The 14,034-nt window shown below is 35.1% G+C and carries 12 protein-coding genes; 7 read left to right on the forward strand and 5 right to left on the reverse strand.

Going from position 1 to position 14,034, the window contains the following annotated elements; genetic code table 11:
- Positions 1-266 precede the first annotated feature (266 nt).
- The 7 genes from FVQ77_00620 to FVQ77_00650 all read left to right on the forward strand — a co-directional run bounded on the left by FVQ77_00620 (position 267) and on the right by FVQ77_00650 (position 7,296).
- On the forward strand, positions 267-1,427 hold the full coding sequence (locus FVQ77_00620) for a hypothetical protein (protein MBW8048850.1): 1,161 nt from the start codon (positions 267-269) through the stop codon (positions 1,425-1,427).
- 383 nt (positions 1,428-1,810) lie between these two features.
- Positions 1,811-2,182, forward strand: coding sequence for a hypothetical protein (locus tag FVQ77_00625; GenBank protein ID MBW8048851.1), 372 nt, complete (start codon positions 1,811-1,813; stop codon positions 2,180-2,182).
- A gap of 60 nt (positions 2,183-2,242) precedes the next feature.
- Complete coding sequence (locus FVQ77_00630; GenBank protein MBW8048852.1) at positions 2,243-3,424, forward strand: acyl-CoA dehydrogenase; 1,182 nt, start codon at positions 2,243-2,245, stop codon at positions 3,422-3,424.
- Positions 3,421-5,034 carry a T9SS type A sorting domain-containing protein gene (locus FVQ77_00635; GenBank protein MBW8048853.1) on the forward strand — a complete coding sequence of 538 codons (1,614 nt, stop codon included), beginning with the start codon at positions 3,421-3,423 and terminating at the stop codon, positions 5,032-5,034. The genes FVQ77_00630 and FVQ77_00635 overlap by 4 nt, the downstream gene beginning before the upstream one ends.
- 271 nt (positions 5,035-5,305) lie before the next feature.
- Positions 5,306-6,310: a tetratricopeptide repeat protein gene (locus FVQ77_00640; GenBank protein MBW8048854.1), complete on the forward strand. Its 1,005-nt coding sequence runs from the start codon at positions 5,306-5,308 to the stop codon at positions 6,308-6,310.
- Positions 6,311-6,403: 93 nt separating this feature from the next.
- Positions 6,404-6,805 (forward strand): hypothetical protein, encoded by a 402-nt coding sequence (locus FVQ77_00645; GenBank protein MBW8048855.1) that lies wholly within the window; start codon positions 6,404-6,406, stop codon positions 6,803-6,805.
- A 62-nt stretch (positions 6,806-6,867) separates the two neighbouring features.
- Positions 6,868-7,296, forward strand: a complete 429-nt coding sequence (locus tag FVQ77_00650) for a thiol-disulfide oxidoreductase DCC family protein (GenBank protein MBW8048856.1) — start codon at positions 6,868-6,870, stop codon at positions 7,294-7,296.
- Between the two features lie 217 nt (positions 7,297-7,513).
- Here FVQ77_00650 and FVQ77_00655 read toward each other — a convergent pair whose 3' ends face one another.
- From FVQ77_00655 to FVQ77_00675, 5 genes are all read right to left on the reverse strand, one after another.
- Entirely contained in the window at positions 7,514-9,622 is a 2,109-nt protein-coding gene (locus FVQ77_00655; protein MBW8048857.1) for a peptidylprolyl isomerase, read from the reverse strand.
- 417 nt (positions 9,623-10,039) lie between these two features.
- A complete protein-coding gene (gene tnpA / locus FVQ77_00660; GenBank protein ID MBW8048858.1) occupies positions 10,040-10,501 on the reverse strand; it encodes an IS200/IS605 family transposase in 462 nt (153 codons plus the stop codon).
- A 265-nt stretch (positions 10,502-10,766) separates the two neighbouring features.
- A complete protein-coding gene (locus FVQ77_00665) occupies positions 10,767-12,038 on the reverse strand; it encodes an HlyC/CorC family transporter (protein MBW8048859.1) in 1,272 nt (423 codons plus the stop codon).
- Positions 12,039-12,569 carry an LPS export ABC transporter periplasmic protein LptC gene (lptC, locus tag FVQ77_00670; GenBank protein MBW8048860.1) on the reverse strand — a complete coding sequence of 177 codons (531 nt, stop codon included), beginning with the start codon at positions 12,567-12,569 and terminating at the stop codon, positions 12,039-12,041.
- Positions 12,570-12,714: 145 nt separating this feature from the next.
- Entirely contained in the window at positions 12,715-14,016 is a 1,302-nt protein-coding gene (locus FVQ77_00675; GenBank protein ID MBW8048861.1) for a tetratricopeptide repeat protein, read from the reverse strand.
- Positions 14,017-14,034: the final 18 nt, after the last annotated feature.

The raw sequence follows: 14,034 nt of genomic DNA on the forward strand, positions 1-14,034 counted from the left end.
ATTTATCTTAGAGTTTTGGTGTGTGGGTAAATCACACAAAATTTTTTAGTGAAATTTCGTGTTTTTGTGCTTTAGTGGCGATTTTTTTATTTTAGGCATTTTAAATTTTACATTTTAGGCATTTTTTTTATTAGTATCATTAGTCCCGAGTACTCGGGATTAGCATTTTATACTAGTATCATTAGTATTCATTCGTATATTGGCATCGGTGATTCGTATTAAAGCAATATCTTACGATTTATAAAATTAAAAGTTATTTTTGTACAATGAAAATCTCTAAAATAAACACAAAAGATCTTTCCGAATCTGAATTAGCCATATTAATTGAAAAAAACAAAAAGATCTATACTGAATTCTACGATTTTCCATATTTAAAAAGTATCATTAACAATATAAGTGATTTTATTGATAAATATTACTTCAGGTCAAAATTTATTGGCTTTGAAAATATGCCCCAGAGAAACAATCCTGACACCCCTTTAATATATGCCAGTAATCATTCGGGTATGGCTTTTCCCTGGGATGGGATGATCCTCGGTGCCGGGTTGTTGAAAATGAATAATTACAATCTCTATAACTCAGTACGCGTTTTGGCAGCGCCTATGCTTTCTGAAACTCCTTTAATGAATGCCTATTTAATCCAGGATCTATGGAAAAGATGTGGTAGCGTTGATGCCACTTCATTGAATTTTGAGACTATGATGCATTATAAAGATGCTAACCTGTTAATATATCCTGAGGGTGTACCCGGCATTGGCAAGGGCTTCAACAAACGCTATCACCTGCAAAGATTTGCCACCTCTTTTATCCGAATGAGCATCAAATACAAAACCGATATTATTCCATTTGCAACTGTAAATGGTGAATATATTAATCCATATAGTTATAAGTCAATTAAAGTAAACAGGATAGTGAATAAAATTGGCATTCCCTTTCTTCCCTTAGGCCTTTCTACCCTGGGTATTATTTTACAGCCGTGGGTATTTTATTGTGCCTTCCCGGCAAATCTCACCTACGTGATGGGTAAAAGGATAAAACCCTACGAGATGACTGATAAACCGTTTGAGAAAATCGGAAGGGACGATCTTGTCCGAATAGCAAATAGCGTCAGGCGTCAAATGCAGCAGGAATTGATTGAAGCTGTTAGAAAATATGGACAAAAACCTTATAGGGCGAAAGAATTCTTCTCAATCACTATAAAAAATCTTTCAAAAGCATTTTATTTTTCCCCAACCGGCTGGCCGCTGATTTTTTTGGAACATGAAAGGCTTTATAAGAAAAGTAAAGGAAAGCAGGTAAATATGAAAATAAGATTCTTTTCTTTTATCAAAATGATCTTTATGAACCCAGGAGCTATGACCTTTTACCTGCCTGTGATTGGCTGGATACCTATTATTTGGTGGGTTTTCAGGAGGCGTAGGGCGTAGGGCGCATAGAGCATGGCGTATAGCTCCGTGAGTATAGTAGCTGTTAGCTGTTAGCTTTTAGCAATAGATTTGATAACACAATATCAAAATGAAGAACTTTAGAAGATTGAAAATTTGGGAACGAGGAATGGAATCTGTTAGCTTTTAGCTATTAGCTTTTGGCTTTTAGCTAACAGCCAACAGCTAACAGCTAACAGCTTTTTGAAGGGTTGCATGAAGAGCAACGCATGATCAACAGTTTCATTATTACACTGAAATTAACAGCTAACAGCTAAAAGCCCTTAACTAATGATAACCCGTAGCAATCGTAACTGATTAGTTACATAATTTATTATCTATGTGTAATTAGAAAATTTCATGTACCTTTGTAAAAAAACAGAACGATGAATACTTATCTCACACAGGCAAAGAACTTATATCTTCTCTCAAAAGAAGAATTTAATAAAGCAAAACGGCTGAATAATAATGAAGTCGCACGCGATGCAAGCGGAAAAGCATGGATAGCGACCACGGATGCGCTGCGTGGATTTTTGCTCTCCTGCGGCTTGAAAGAAAAACAATTACCGAAAAGCGAGCGCCAACGCCACGATATGATGGCGCAATACTGTAATGAACAAATGCTCTTCTCCTATTATTTTATAAGGAGTGAACTCCACGAAAACGCTTATTATGAAGGGATGATAAATTATATGTTGCTTTTTAAAGCGATGAATGAAGTAAAAAAATTTATTCACCGCTGCGGCAACGGGGGCTAAATCTTCCTAAGAAAATATAAAGTGTCTCTGATTCATATCAAACATAACCACTAACAACAAATGACCACAAACCCCTTTACTGAAGAGCACGAACTGCTCAGGCAATCGATCAGAAAATTCATTGAAAAAGAGATCATACCAAACGTGGAAGAATGGGAAAAAAATAATATCTGCAGTAAAGATGTTTTCAAAAAAATGGGTGAGCATGGATTTTTTGGTGTGACATTCCCTGAAAAGTACGAGGGCAGCGGCATGAATTTCTGGTCTGCCGTGGTAATTACTGACGAATTGGCGCAGGCAAATATTGGCGGTCTGGCAATGTCGTTATATGCTCATACCTATTTGCCTCTTCCTTTAATAAATGTAATCGGTACAGAGGAGCAAAAGGAAAATTACCTTGTACCCGCTTTAAAAGGTGAAAAAATAGCTGCTTTGGGCATTACAGAACCCGGAGCCGGTTCGGATGTGGGGGGAATTACCACAACAGCCAAAGATATGGGCGACCATTACCTGGTCAACGGGTCAAAAACGTTCATCACCAATGGTACAATGGCTGACTTTGTTGTTTTGGTAGTGCGTACTGATGAGAAAAATTTGTCGCTCTTAATATTTGATACAAACACAGAAGGATTTTCTGCCACACCGATCCGTAATAAGCTCGGCATGCACACCTCAGACACTGCGCAATTATTTTTTGAAAATTGCAAGGTACCTAAGTCAGCATTGATAGGAAAAGAAGGGTACGGATTTTATTACATCATGAATAATTTCCAGGAAGAAAGGCTGCTTGCTGCCGTAACAAGCACTTTTATTGCTGATTGGGCATTTAAAAAAGCAAAGCAGTACACGGTGGAGCGCAAGGCTTTTGGCAGGCTGATAAGTGATTTTCAGGTGATAAGGCATAAATTAGCGCAAATGGCTGTGACGGTTGAAGCTTGCCGCTCAATCTCTTATCGTGCGGTTGCTGAGTTTATTGAAAAGGGCAATAAGGCCGAAAAGATCATCACAATGGCTAAAGCCTTTACCTCCGAAGAATGTATGAAAGTGATCAATGACGCTTTGCAATTGCACGGAGGCGTTGGTTATACTGAAGATTACGGCATAGCAAGGGCATGGAGGGACGCCCGCCTCATATCAATCGGTGCCGGCACAACCCAGATCATGCACGAGATCCTGGGTAAAATAATTTTAGACGAAGTGGAGCATAAAGATCAATTAAGACAATTTGCGAATGTCGAATGATGATTTACGATTATCATTTAATAATGAAAAGCTTATCGTTGATCATATTACTTTTAAGCATTCAATTAAAATGCTTTACTCAAAATCTACCAACCACTATACCCTATGCCCCACCAGTTGGCGGGGCTATGCACTATGCGCCTAATATTGACCCTTACAAATATATAGCTACGCTTGAATTTGACGGGAAAGATTTTTTTGATTCGGGTGAGCAAAACTTCCCACATTCTTTCAGCTTTAACACCACTCAAGATGCGAATAATGACGGGAGCATTGATGTTGAAGATAATCTTGAAAATTTGATCCGCTTCGCAATTGGCAATTATCTCTATGGAACTGGCAGATCGGGTCTCACAAACAGAGGGCCTAATGATCAGCGGCCTGTAGTATATTTCCACTTTGTTCAACGGCAAAAATATGATGTATATGAATACTGGCTCTATTATGCAGATAATGACTGGTTAAATGATCACGAACATGATTGGGAAAAATACTATGTATATGTTAAGGATACCACACCGATTTATATCATGATAAGCTGGCACAATGATTTTAATCTCTTTTCATGGTGTGAGATTTCAAAAGATGATGGCAATCCGATCATAAAAGTTGATGGCGGTTCCCACGCTATGGGAAAAGGTTCTGAGGATGGGGTAGTTATTCGTTATAATGGTGAAATCTCAAAAAATAACGGGCAGCTTGATGTTGGAGATAGCGCTACAATTCCATGGATCATTTATTCAAATGATTTCAATGTATTCAATGCCATTTCATACATTCAAAGTCCTGATACCTTCTATTACGGAGATCCGGAATATTCCTCAAACAGCGATGAGTGGGGAGATCCACGTGATGCACCCTGGAAACGGGTGGAATGGGACAATCCTCCCACTGTACCGATCGTAGATTTAGGCGGAGACAAGACGATCTGTTCAGGAAACAGTATAGTGATTGATGCAGGCCCGGGTTTTAGCGCCTATCTGTGGTCTGACAGTTCAACCGGGCAAACCATTACAGTAACTACCCAGGGAGAATACTCAGTGGAAGTGACTGATAATTTCGGATGCGCTCATAGTGATACGGTAGAAGTATTCGTAGAAACATTGTTGCCTGAAGCAGGTTACAATCATGTTTCAACTGGGTTAACGGTTAGTTTCTCAGATTCATCATTGGCTGCCTTAAATTGGCTCTGGTATTTTGGAGACGGAAGTCCCGGTTCAACGCTTCAAAATCCAACACATGGTTATGCCACCCAGGGAACTTTTAATGTGTGTTTAATCGCAGGCAATGTTTGCGGTTCAGATACTATTTGTGATAGCATAACTATTGTTTCAACTGGTATTCAGAGTTTTGTATTTAAAAATGAAGTGAAAGTCTTTCCTAATCCAGCCGGTACCACTTTTACAATTTATATCAATTTATCTGCTACTGGAGACCTCTCTTTTGTGCTTTATGATTTGCCCGGCAATGAAGTAGAAAGGAGAGAAAATCTTACAACTGGAAAAACCAAATTTAGCAGAAATGATCTGCCTAATGGAATGTATATTTATAAGCTGTTTAATAATAAAGAAATTATAAAAACGGGGAAAATAATATTGTTTGAACCTTGACCATTTTCTTTATTTAAAGAATATTATTCTATTACAGAAAAGACAAAAAAAAGAAAAAATGTTGTCGGTTCCCTGGCGGTTACTGATAATGCTAACAAAAACGTTCGGAGTACGTATTGACAAATATTGACTATCTTTACAACAAAAAAGATCATGGATTATAAACAATACGAAAATAATCATACTTATTTTCGTATTGTCGTGTGTTTCCACCCGATACTCCCTGTCAGGTGGGAAGACCTGGCAATACTCAAAATTTTAAAACAAGATTATGAATATATTTAATAAACAAATTAGCCGTTTAAAATTAGACGGGTGGCATTGTAAATATGTTTTACCTTGCTTCTTTATACTTTTTACTTTAGTTCCTTTGCTACGCTCAGGACAGGCTTTTGCACAAGAACAATCTAAAATAATTGACAGCCTTCTTGCAGTTCTTGAAACTGTCAAAGAAGATACAAACAAAGCAATAACATTATATGAACTATGTTGGCATAATAGAACAATAGATCAGAAAAAAGCTCTTGAATATTGTAATCAAGCTTTGAATCTATCAAAGCAATTAAATTTTCAAAAGGGGATTGCATATAGTCTTACAAAAAGTGGAGTAGTTTACAGAATTAAAAAAGACTATGAAAAAGCAATTGATTACTTACAACAAGGTTTAAAAGTAAGTAAAGAGGCGGGGTTCAAAAAGGGAATTGCATTTTCGTCAATTGAAATGGGTATAGCTTATTATTATCAGGGAAAATACGAAAAAGCTAAAGACTATTATTTACAATCACTAAAAATTTATAACGAATTGGATAATCAATATGCAATGGCTGTTATTTCGTATAACATTGGTTATATTTATTCTTTTCAAGGTAAATATGAACAATCAGTAGCTTATTATGTAAAATCCTTAACAGTTTATAAAAAATTGGAGAAAAACGGGAAAATGGCTAATTGTTTAAATAATATAGGGAATGCTTATGGTATGCAAGGCAATCATAAAAAAGCAATTAACTATTTTCAGCAAGCCCTTGATATGTACACCAATTTAAAAGACAAGAGAGGAATTGGTTTAGCTATGTATAATATTGGAGAAATGAATTATAAAGAAGAAAAATATGAAAAAGCTATTGAATATTGCAATAAAAGTTTAAAAAATGCAAAAGAAGTTCAGGCAAAAGATATAATTAAGTTAAATTACGAAACCCTATCTGCGATATACACTAATCTAAAAGATCAAGAAAAAGCTGTTAAGTACAAAAAACTATTGTCAGAATTGTAAGTATAGTCATAATATAATTTAATGAATGTAAAACATTTTTTCCTCATTCTTCTTATTACTAATTCCTTGCCAGGTTGTATTTCTTTTTTAAAAATGCCCCCAATTCCAAATGATTCTATTGATGTTAGTAGGGAACTAAAATATATATACAAAACTGATCAAAAAGATAGAAGGCAAAATTTATTAAGGTTCATATTTACTCCGGAAGAAAAGAAAATGCAAAATAATAAACTAATTGCAGTATCAGATAGAGATTCAATAAGACTAACAAGAGTAATTGACCTATATGACAAAAACTTAATAAAAACTTATGAAGATAAATTTAATGCAGCTTTTATATATTTACATGGGGGTGGTATAAAACTAACCAAAGATTCTCTATATATGAGAATCTCTTATAGTCTTTTTAAGGATACATATGAGAATTCTGATATAAAGAAATTAAAACGTAGGGCAGAGCCTTTGATGAATCAGGCATATTATAGATGGCAATAGCTCTTACAATATTACTTTTACCCCCGAGTCTCAGGGTCAATAATTAAAAGCGCCAAATAACAATTAAATTCCAAACACCAAATCTCAAACAAAGCCAAAACAAACCCATTCTATTATTTGATGGCGTATGTAATTTATGCAGCTTTTTCGTTAATTTCATAATAAAGCGGGATAAACAAAGCAAATTTATGTTTGCCTCATTACAATCAGAAACAGGGAAAAAGCTGCTGCATAAATTTGGTCTTCCAACAAACGATTTTCACTCTTTGATCCTGATCAACAGAAATGAGTATTTTACAAGATCAACCGCAGCGCTCAAGGTAGTTAAAGAATTTAGCGGGCTTTGGCCTGCTGTTTATATGCTGATAATCGTACCAAAACCTGTAAGAGATTTTCTTTATGACTTCATAGCAAAAAACCGCTATAGGTGGTTTGGGAAGAAAGAGCAATGTTTGATTCCTACAAAGGATATTGAGGACAGGTTCTTTTGATGGTTGATGGGTTTTATCTAAATTTTAGTGTTATATAAAGCTGAGTCCACTCCAAAAAGTCAATTTTCGCCACAAAAGCACAAAAACACAAAATCCCACAAAAGTTATTTGATTGATTTTCAATGTTTTGTGGGATTTTGTGCTTTGGTGTTTTAGTGGCATTTTTTCTTTTTTAACTTTTTGGAGTGGACTCAAAGCTTCATAATCCATCATCCATCTAATAAAACCTGCTCCTGTTATCCTCAATCTCTGCAAAGTCTCTAATAGATTCGTTTATATAATATTGGCTGGAGGAAGACCGCTTGTTAATTAATTGTGATTTATAGGAGTTAAAATCTTGTGTCTCGGCAGCGGGAGTTAATTTTACTAATTCTATTAACAGCACCCCGGTTTCTCCAACAAATGGCTCAGTTCTTTCTCCTTCTTTAAGCGCAAATATCTTGCCGATTGCTATGACATCATTGCCAACGCCTTCCAGGTAATTTGACTGGAAATTTACATTTCCCGCAGTTTTTACCAGGGCGTCTGAGCCATATTGTTCTGCTATTTGATCAATACTTCCGGATGAGGCGATAAGTTTTTCCATCATTTGTTCACCTTTTAGCTTGTTCCGTACTTTAACCGTGATCTCATCTCTTACCTTGTCAATCTGAGCAGTACCTTCATCCTGTTTTTCTATAACTGCTGCAACAATAATTTTATCTTCAAATTCAAATACCTGTGATACATCTTCTACTTCTGCATCTTTAAAAGCCCATCTAATGACTTCCCTGACATTAAGCATATTATTTAAATGCTGGTCTGTTTTGCCAACATTTTCAGCAAGGTCGCTTGTAATGGAGGTATCATTTTCAATATTGAGATAAAATTCCGATAAGTTTTTGGACGTTCCGGAAAAAAAATCTGCTTTTACATAGACTGCATTTCTTGTTTCATCGCTGGCATAGATTTCTCTTTCCACGGTGGCGACCTTAAATAATTTATTGGTTTTTAATTCTGTAATTTTAATGATATGATAGCCAAAACGGGTCTCTACCGGTTCAGGTAAAAGTCCCAATTTTTCACTTTTAAATACCGCCTCATTAAATGGGGCTACCATCGTTCCATCATCAAACCACCCAAGGTCACCCCCTCTGGTTGAAGTAGCGTCACTGCCATGAATATTTGCCAACTCTTCAAAGCTGCCGCCTTGCTTTATTTGTTTCAGAACATTTTCGCATTCCCTCAAAGCCTCAGCTTTGTCTTCATCTGACTCGCTTTTTGTTTTGAACAATATATGGCTTGCCCTGGCATAATAGATTGAGTCTTCCAATATATCTTCTATTTTGTACAGAATATAGCTTGATTCATCTGCGAATGGACCCAATACCGTGTCTTTTTGGAGTATTGCCGGGTTATTTTGTAGTTTTTCAGGCATATCGCCTATGTGCATAGAATCCGGATTATATGACAGATCAGAATTTAAACTGACAAAAGCTGAATCATCTTCTGCTAAAGCAAAGCTGCTTTTCAGATCATTTATTTCTTCATAAAAATAAGCGCTGTCTTTTGCAGAAAGTATAATCGGGAAAACCACGTACTCAATACTCCCGGTTTCATCTACCTGGTATTGATCCTGGTTTTCCTCCAGGTATTCTTTTAATTGATGTTCAGCTACATGGACAGTGGTATCATATATTGAATAGAATGGAACATATATGAATTTTACTTCGGCTCTGGCATTTTGCTCATTATAAAAATTTTTAGATTCATGAGTGGTAGCATAATTTGATAATCCCAGTAAATTTTCATATTTTGTTCTTAATCTTTCGGGTCCAATGTTTCTTTCAAAGACGTACCACATTGCTTGCTGCTGTGGCTCTAATTGACCAAGATTCTGAAGGTAGTTGATGATCAGGTTGCGGTCAAATTGATTTGTTTCCGGGTTCACAAAAATTTGCCTGAGGGACGGATGGATATTTGCACCCTGCACTATGTCCACAACTTCTTCTTCTGTTACCCTAAGTCCGAGCTTATTAAATTGATCCAGGTAAGAGATTTTGAAGATAAGTTGATTCCACGCCTGTTCCCTGATACCGGGCATTTCATTTTCATCCGGATTTTTACCCGTGTTAAGCAGGTAATTATTTTTAAATTCATCAACCTGCTGTTGAAAATCCTGCAGTTTAATTTCGTTTCCGCTAATTTCGCCTACAATTTGAGTGTTATCGCCAAATAGACGAGACTGACCGAATAAAAGGTCCTGGAGTACAAAACCCCCTATACCTATTGCTATGACACCTACTGCAAGACCTGCTCGTTGTCTTATTTTATTGATAATTGCCATGAGATTCTTTGATTGGTTAACCCGATGCAAATATACGAACGAATACTAATAAATTATTAATTGTATGAATGAAATTCCCTAAATGCCTAATGGTTATATGCAAAATAAAAATGAGCAGTTAAATTATATATAATTTCGTTAATTTTTCTTTTGATTTTTTAAAAAAATATTTAAAAAAACTACTAAAGAGTTGTGTTCTTTACTCACTTAAAAAAACTTTGCTCAAAGGGTAAATTCAAGAGTAAATATTCAATAGTGATATTTTTCAAATAAAGAAATCTTTTATTTTTTAAATTAACATTTATTGTTTTATTTTTGTAAGTCCCATAGGGACGAGATTATGGTAGTAGTAGAAAGAATTTCCCCCATACAAATAAAGCTCCGTTAGGAGCGACATTATTGTCTAAACCCAACCAGTTAATCATAAAATTCAAACAAATATTTTTCATCATATTTTATTTCAAATTTTTTCAGTAAATCCAGATATTCTTCACGAAATGTACATTTTGAATGATGTTTTTCCTGATTCATAATATAGTTAATAACCTGGTTTCGTTGTGATCTGGAATATGTAAATCCTCCATATCCTTCCTGCCAACTAAATTTTCCATGCACAAATTTTTTTATATTTATCCATTTTGAAGAATTGGATTTTACAATCTGAATGATATTAGACAAATTTGAAACCGGCTGCATTTCAAAGAAAATATGAATATGGTCTTTCCATCCATTAACAGCAAGCGAATATTGACCGATATTAGAAAGAATACCATAGACATATTTATACAGTTCATCCCGGAAATCCTTGGTGATGATGTTTTCACGCCCTTTAACAGCAAAAACAGCTTGAACATTCATTTGGGTATATGTATTTGCCATAATGTTTTGATTTTAATGTTGAATTATGCATGTTTGATTTTTTACTACTACTCCATAATGTCGCCCCTACAGGGCTTGGGAGTTTTTTGTTTGATTCATTTTTTACCATAATATCGCCCCTACAGGGCTTGGCTAAATTTCGCTTAATTCATTTTCTATCATAAATACTCCCCAAAATTAAAAAATATTTTCAGAGAACAAAATTAAATTTTTTTCATTAAATTTGAACACTTTTAGGTGCTCAAATTCATTTTGCCATCAACCCTTAATCAGTTAAATATTTTTTCAAAGTAAGCTTAACGGTTTCTATCCGGGCGTTATCCATCGTTAAGATCTTAAAAGTAAAGGGAGAAATATTTATTATATCATTCACTTTAGGAATATCTTCATTTACCATAAGAATAAAACCTCCCAATGTATCGTATTCGTCTTTAGGTATATTCCAATTGTACTTGTCATTGAGGTAATCAATTTCGTGTCTTGCGCTTAGGATGTAGTTATTTTCATCTATTTGTTGTTCTATTTTTACCTCTTTATCATATTCATCCTGGATCTCACCGAATATTTCTTCAATAACATCTTCAATACTGACCACTCCGGAAGTGCCTCCAAATTCATCTGCCACCAACATCAAACTTTTGCGTTCAGCAATAAATTTTACAAACAATTGGTTTGCCGGTAATGTTTCCTGCACAATAGAGATTTTCGTGAGAATATCCTGTATTTTTTTAGGTTTTTTAAACATTTCTGATGAATGACAGTAGCCTATGATGTTGTCAATAGATTTTTTATAAACCAATATTTTTGTATGGCCACTCTCAATAAATGCTTTTTTTAATGCTTTTATTCCATCTTTAATATCAACTGCAACAATTTCTGCACGTGGGATCAGACAATCTCTCACGCTTAGGTTTTTAAATTCAATCGCCCTGTTAAAAATTTTAGTGTTAATATCCTGTTCCTTATTCAAATTTCCATGTTGACTTTTACTATTAATGTAATTAGTCAGGTCAGTAAGTCCGAATACCGGTTTTTCTTCAGAATATTCAAGTTTAAAGATCCTGGTTATTACAACTTGTGAAAGTGAGGCTATCAAATATACAAGCGGGTACAATAAATAGTAAATGATGTACATAGGGATTGAAAATATCTCTATCATTTTATTCGGGCTTATCATGAAAATACTCTTGGGTAAAAATTCTGCCACTGCCAGAACGATGGTCGTTGAAATTAAGGTTTGTATAAGCAAAATGCTTATTTCGTTATTAATAAATTCTGGTAATATTGCTGATATAGTTGGTTCTAAAATGCTTGCCATAAAAATTCCAAACACTACCAATGCTATAGTATTCCCAATAAGTATGGCAGTAATAAATTTGGAAGGTTTTTTAAGAAAATGTCCCAGTATTTTACCACTGATATTTCTTCGTTTATTTTCTAATTCAATGTGGAGTTTATTTGCAGAAATGAATGCTATTTCAATTCCTGAAAAAAGAGCTGAAAAAATTAATGCAATGATGATGATGCTTATCTCCATTTATTCGCTAATTGTAAAAACACCTGTAGGTTTTAAAATTTTGTATTTCGAAAAATCCTCGTTGGCATCAAGTCCTTCACCCATTAAGATCTCTTTGGGTGTTTCTATCCTTACAAATTTATCTGTAAATATCCTTTGTTCGGTAGGATTCCAATTCAATTCTTCACAATTTAACTGTTCATTTTCCAGTTTGTTTTTAATGATCACATTCCCGGTTACATTATAAATTCCGGTCTTTTTATCAAACTTACCGAAATTTGATCTCAAAGTTGAGGATACTTCTTCATATTCTGTATAAAAGATCAAATTTAATCCTTCGGGAAATGTCCTGTCTCCATTTTGAAATTCATATTCTAATGGCGCCCGTAATTTTATCCGTAAAATTGCAGAATCACTATAAAGGGTTTCAATATCATGCAATTCAATAAGAGGGCCATCGTAGGTTTTCATATCTTTGAGGTCATCTTTTGAGGATGTGCAGGAGATAGACATTGTTATAAAGCATACTAATAATAAAAATGACTGATTCATATTTTATAGTACCGGAATTTCAAAATTTATACATAAGTTGGTCCCGCCTGAGGCGGGACCAAAAAGCAGTTGGCAATTAATGCAATAAGTCAGAAGAATCAGGACAATTGCCAACTGCCCATTGCTCCCGAGTACTCGGGACCAACTATCTCCTTCTAATCTTCACATTCTCATTGATCCAGCAGCCGGTATTTATAACCTGTCCTTTATCCATCGTTAGCCCGAAAATTTGTTGCATAGTAGGGAACTGGGCTTTAGCCATTTCCATTTTATTTTTTGCCCCGGCTTTCTCATATTGATCATAAGCAGCAAAGTAACAAGCTCTTGAAATTACTTCATTCTTTTCAACTTTACAATCCGCTGCACTGTTGTAATACAGATTACCTATCAGAATATAGGCTTCTTTTTTGCCTGGATCAGCGGAAAGCGCTTTTCTGGCATAGGACCTTGCCTGTGCTTTTTGTCCCTTTCTGCTATACAGATCTGCTATCTCATAATAACAGGTTCCTTTTTTATATGCATTATCAGCCAATGGTAATGCAGTATTGCAGTGTTTTAGGGCTCTGTCAAATTGCTCAAGCGCTTTGCAGATACGGGCAGTCGTTATTATTAAACCGAAACTTGGTTCTTTACTTATTATAGTCTCTGCTGCATCAATAAAAAGCGGGTCTTTTGCACATTTAGCGGTTAACATAAGGCTGTATATCTGTTTAGCCAGCTTGATATCATCTTTATTTTCGCGAAACTTCGGGCCAAGATTATTACGCACAAAATCGCAGTCAACGCTAACGCAGGTAGTAAGTAATTTGTTAACCTCGTTTTTCATTTTTTGCCAGCTCTCAACTTTTTTTCCCCGGTCGATATTAAAATCAATAATGCCAATTATTTTACCGTAATAATCAAGCACCTCCTCGTCAGTGAGATCTCCTTTTTTCTTTTTCTTGCATACCAGGTCCATATATGCTTTGGTATTATAGGCAAAAGTATTAAACCCATTTAATCTGAATATCTTTTCATAAAGATCAAAAAGCTGATCGGTTGTACCTTCTCTGGATTTTAAATACAACCAAGCCTTTAAACCTTTTCTGTTTGTTGCTTTGGCTGTGTCGCCAAAATATTGGATACGCAGGTCAAACATCAATAATGCGGAATCCTGTAAAGCTATTTTCAGTTCTGCATCTTTCGTTGTTTTTACTATCTTGCCATATATTTTTGAAGCATCAATATAAAGTGATTTATTCAGCTTAGGAGTATTTTCCAAAAGCCACCTTATATAAATTATTGCGTTGGCATAATCTTTCTGATTAAGGTAGTCTGTATACAGGATGTATTTTTCTTCTGCAATTTGCCTGTTAAGTCCCCAATCCCAATCATTCTGGGCTTTTGATTCAAGATTAAAGATTGTCAAGCAAAGCAAAATCCCGATAAATAAATATATCTTTTTCATGATTATGTGTTTGTGTGT

It is taken from the genome of Cytophagales bacterium (assembly GCA_019456305.1).
In the GTDB taxonomy this organism is placed as follows: domain Bacteria; phylum Bacteroidota; class Bacteroidia; order Cytophagales; family VRUD01; genus VRUD01.

What these genes read in the sequence shown, in the direction of transcription:
- FVQ77_00620 (MBW8048850.1), top strand. Translation starts at nt 267, where the DNA reads ATGAAAATCTCTAAAATAAACACAAAAGATCTTTCCGAATCTGAATTA.
- FVQ77_00625 (MBW8048851.1), top strand. Translation starts at nt 1,811, where the DNA reads ATGAATACTTATCTCACACAGGCAAAGAACTTATATCTTCTCTCAAAA.
- FVQ77_00630 (MBW8048852.1), top strand. Translation starts at nt 2,243, where the DNA reads ATGACCACAAACCCCTTTACTGAAGAGCACGAACTGCTCAGGCAATCG.
- FVQ77_00635 (MBW8048853.1), top strand. Translation starts at nt 3,421, where the DNA reads ATGATGATTTACGATTATCATTTAATAATGAAAAGCTTATCGTTGATC.
- FVQ77_00640 (MBW8048854.1), top strand. Translation starts at nt 5,306, where the DNA reads ATGAATATATTTAATAAACAAATTAGCCGTTTAAAATTAGACGGGTGG.
- FVQ77_00645 (MBW8048855.1), top strand. Translation starts at nt 6,404, where the DNA reads ATGCCCCCAATTCCAAATGATTCTATTGATGTTAGTAGGGAACTAAAA.
- FVQ77_00655 (MBW8048857.1), bottom strand. Translation starts at nt 9,622, where the DNA reads ATGGCAATTATCAATAAAATAAGACAACGAGCAGGTCTTGCAGTAGGT.
- tnpA (MBW8048858.1), bottom strand. Translation starts at nt 10,501, where the DNA reads ATGGCAAATACATATACCCAAATGAATGTTCAAGCTGTTTTTGCTGTT.
- FVQ77_00665 (MBW8048859.1), bottom strand. Translation starts at nt 12,038, where the DNA reads ATGGAGATAAGCATCATCATCATTGCATTAATTTTTTCAGCTCTTTTT.
- lptC (MBW8048860.1), bottom strand. Translation starts at nt 12,569, where the DNA reads ATGAATCAGTCATTTTTATTATTAGTATGCTTTATAACAATGTCTATC.
- FVQ77_00675 (MBW8048861.1), bottom strand. Translation starts at nt 14,016, where the DNA reads ATGAAAAAGATATATTTATTTATCGGGATTTTGCTTTGCTTGACAATC.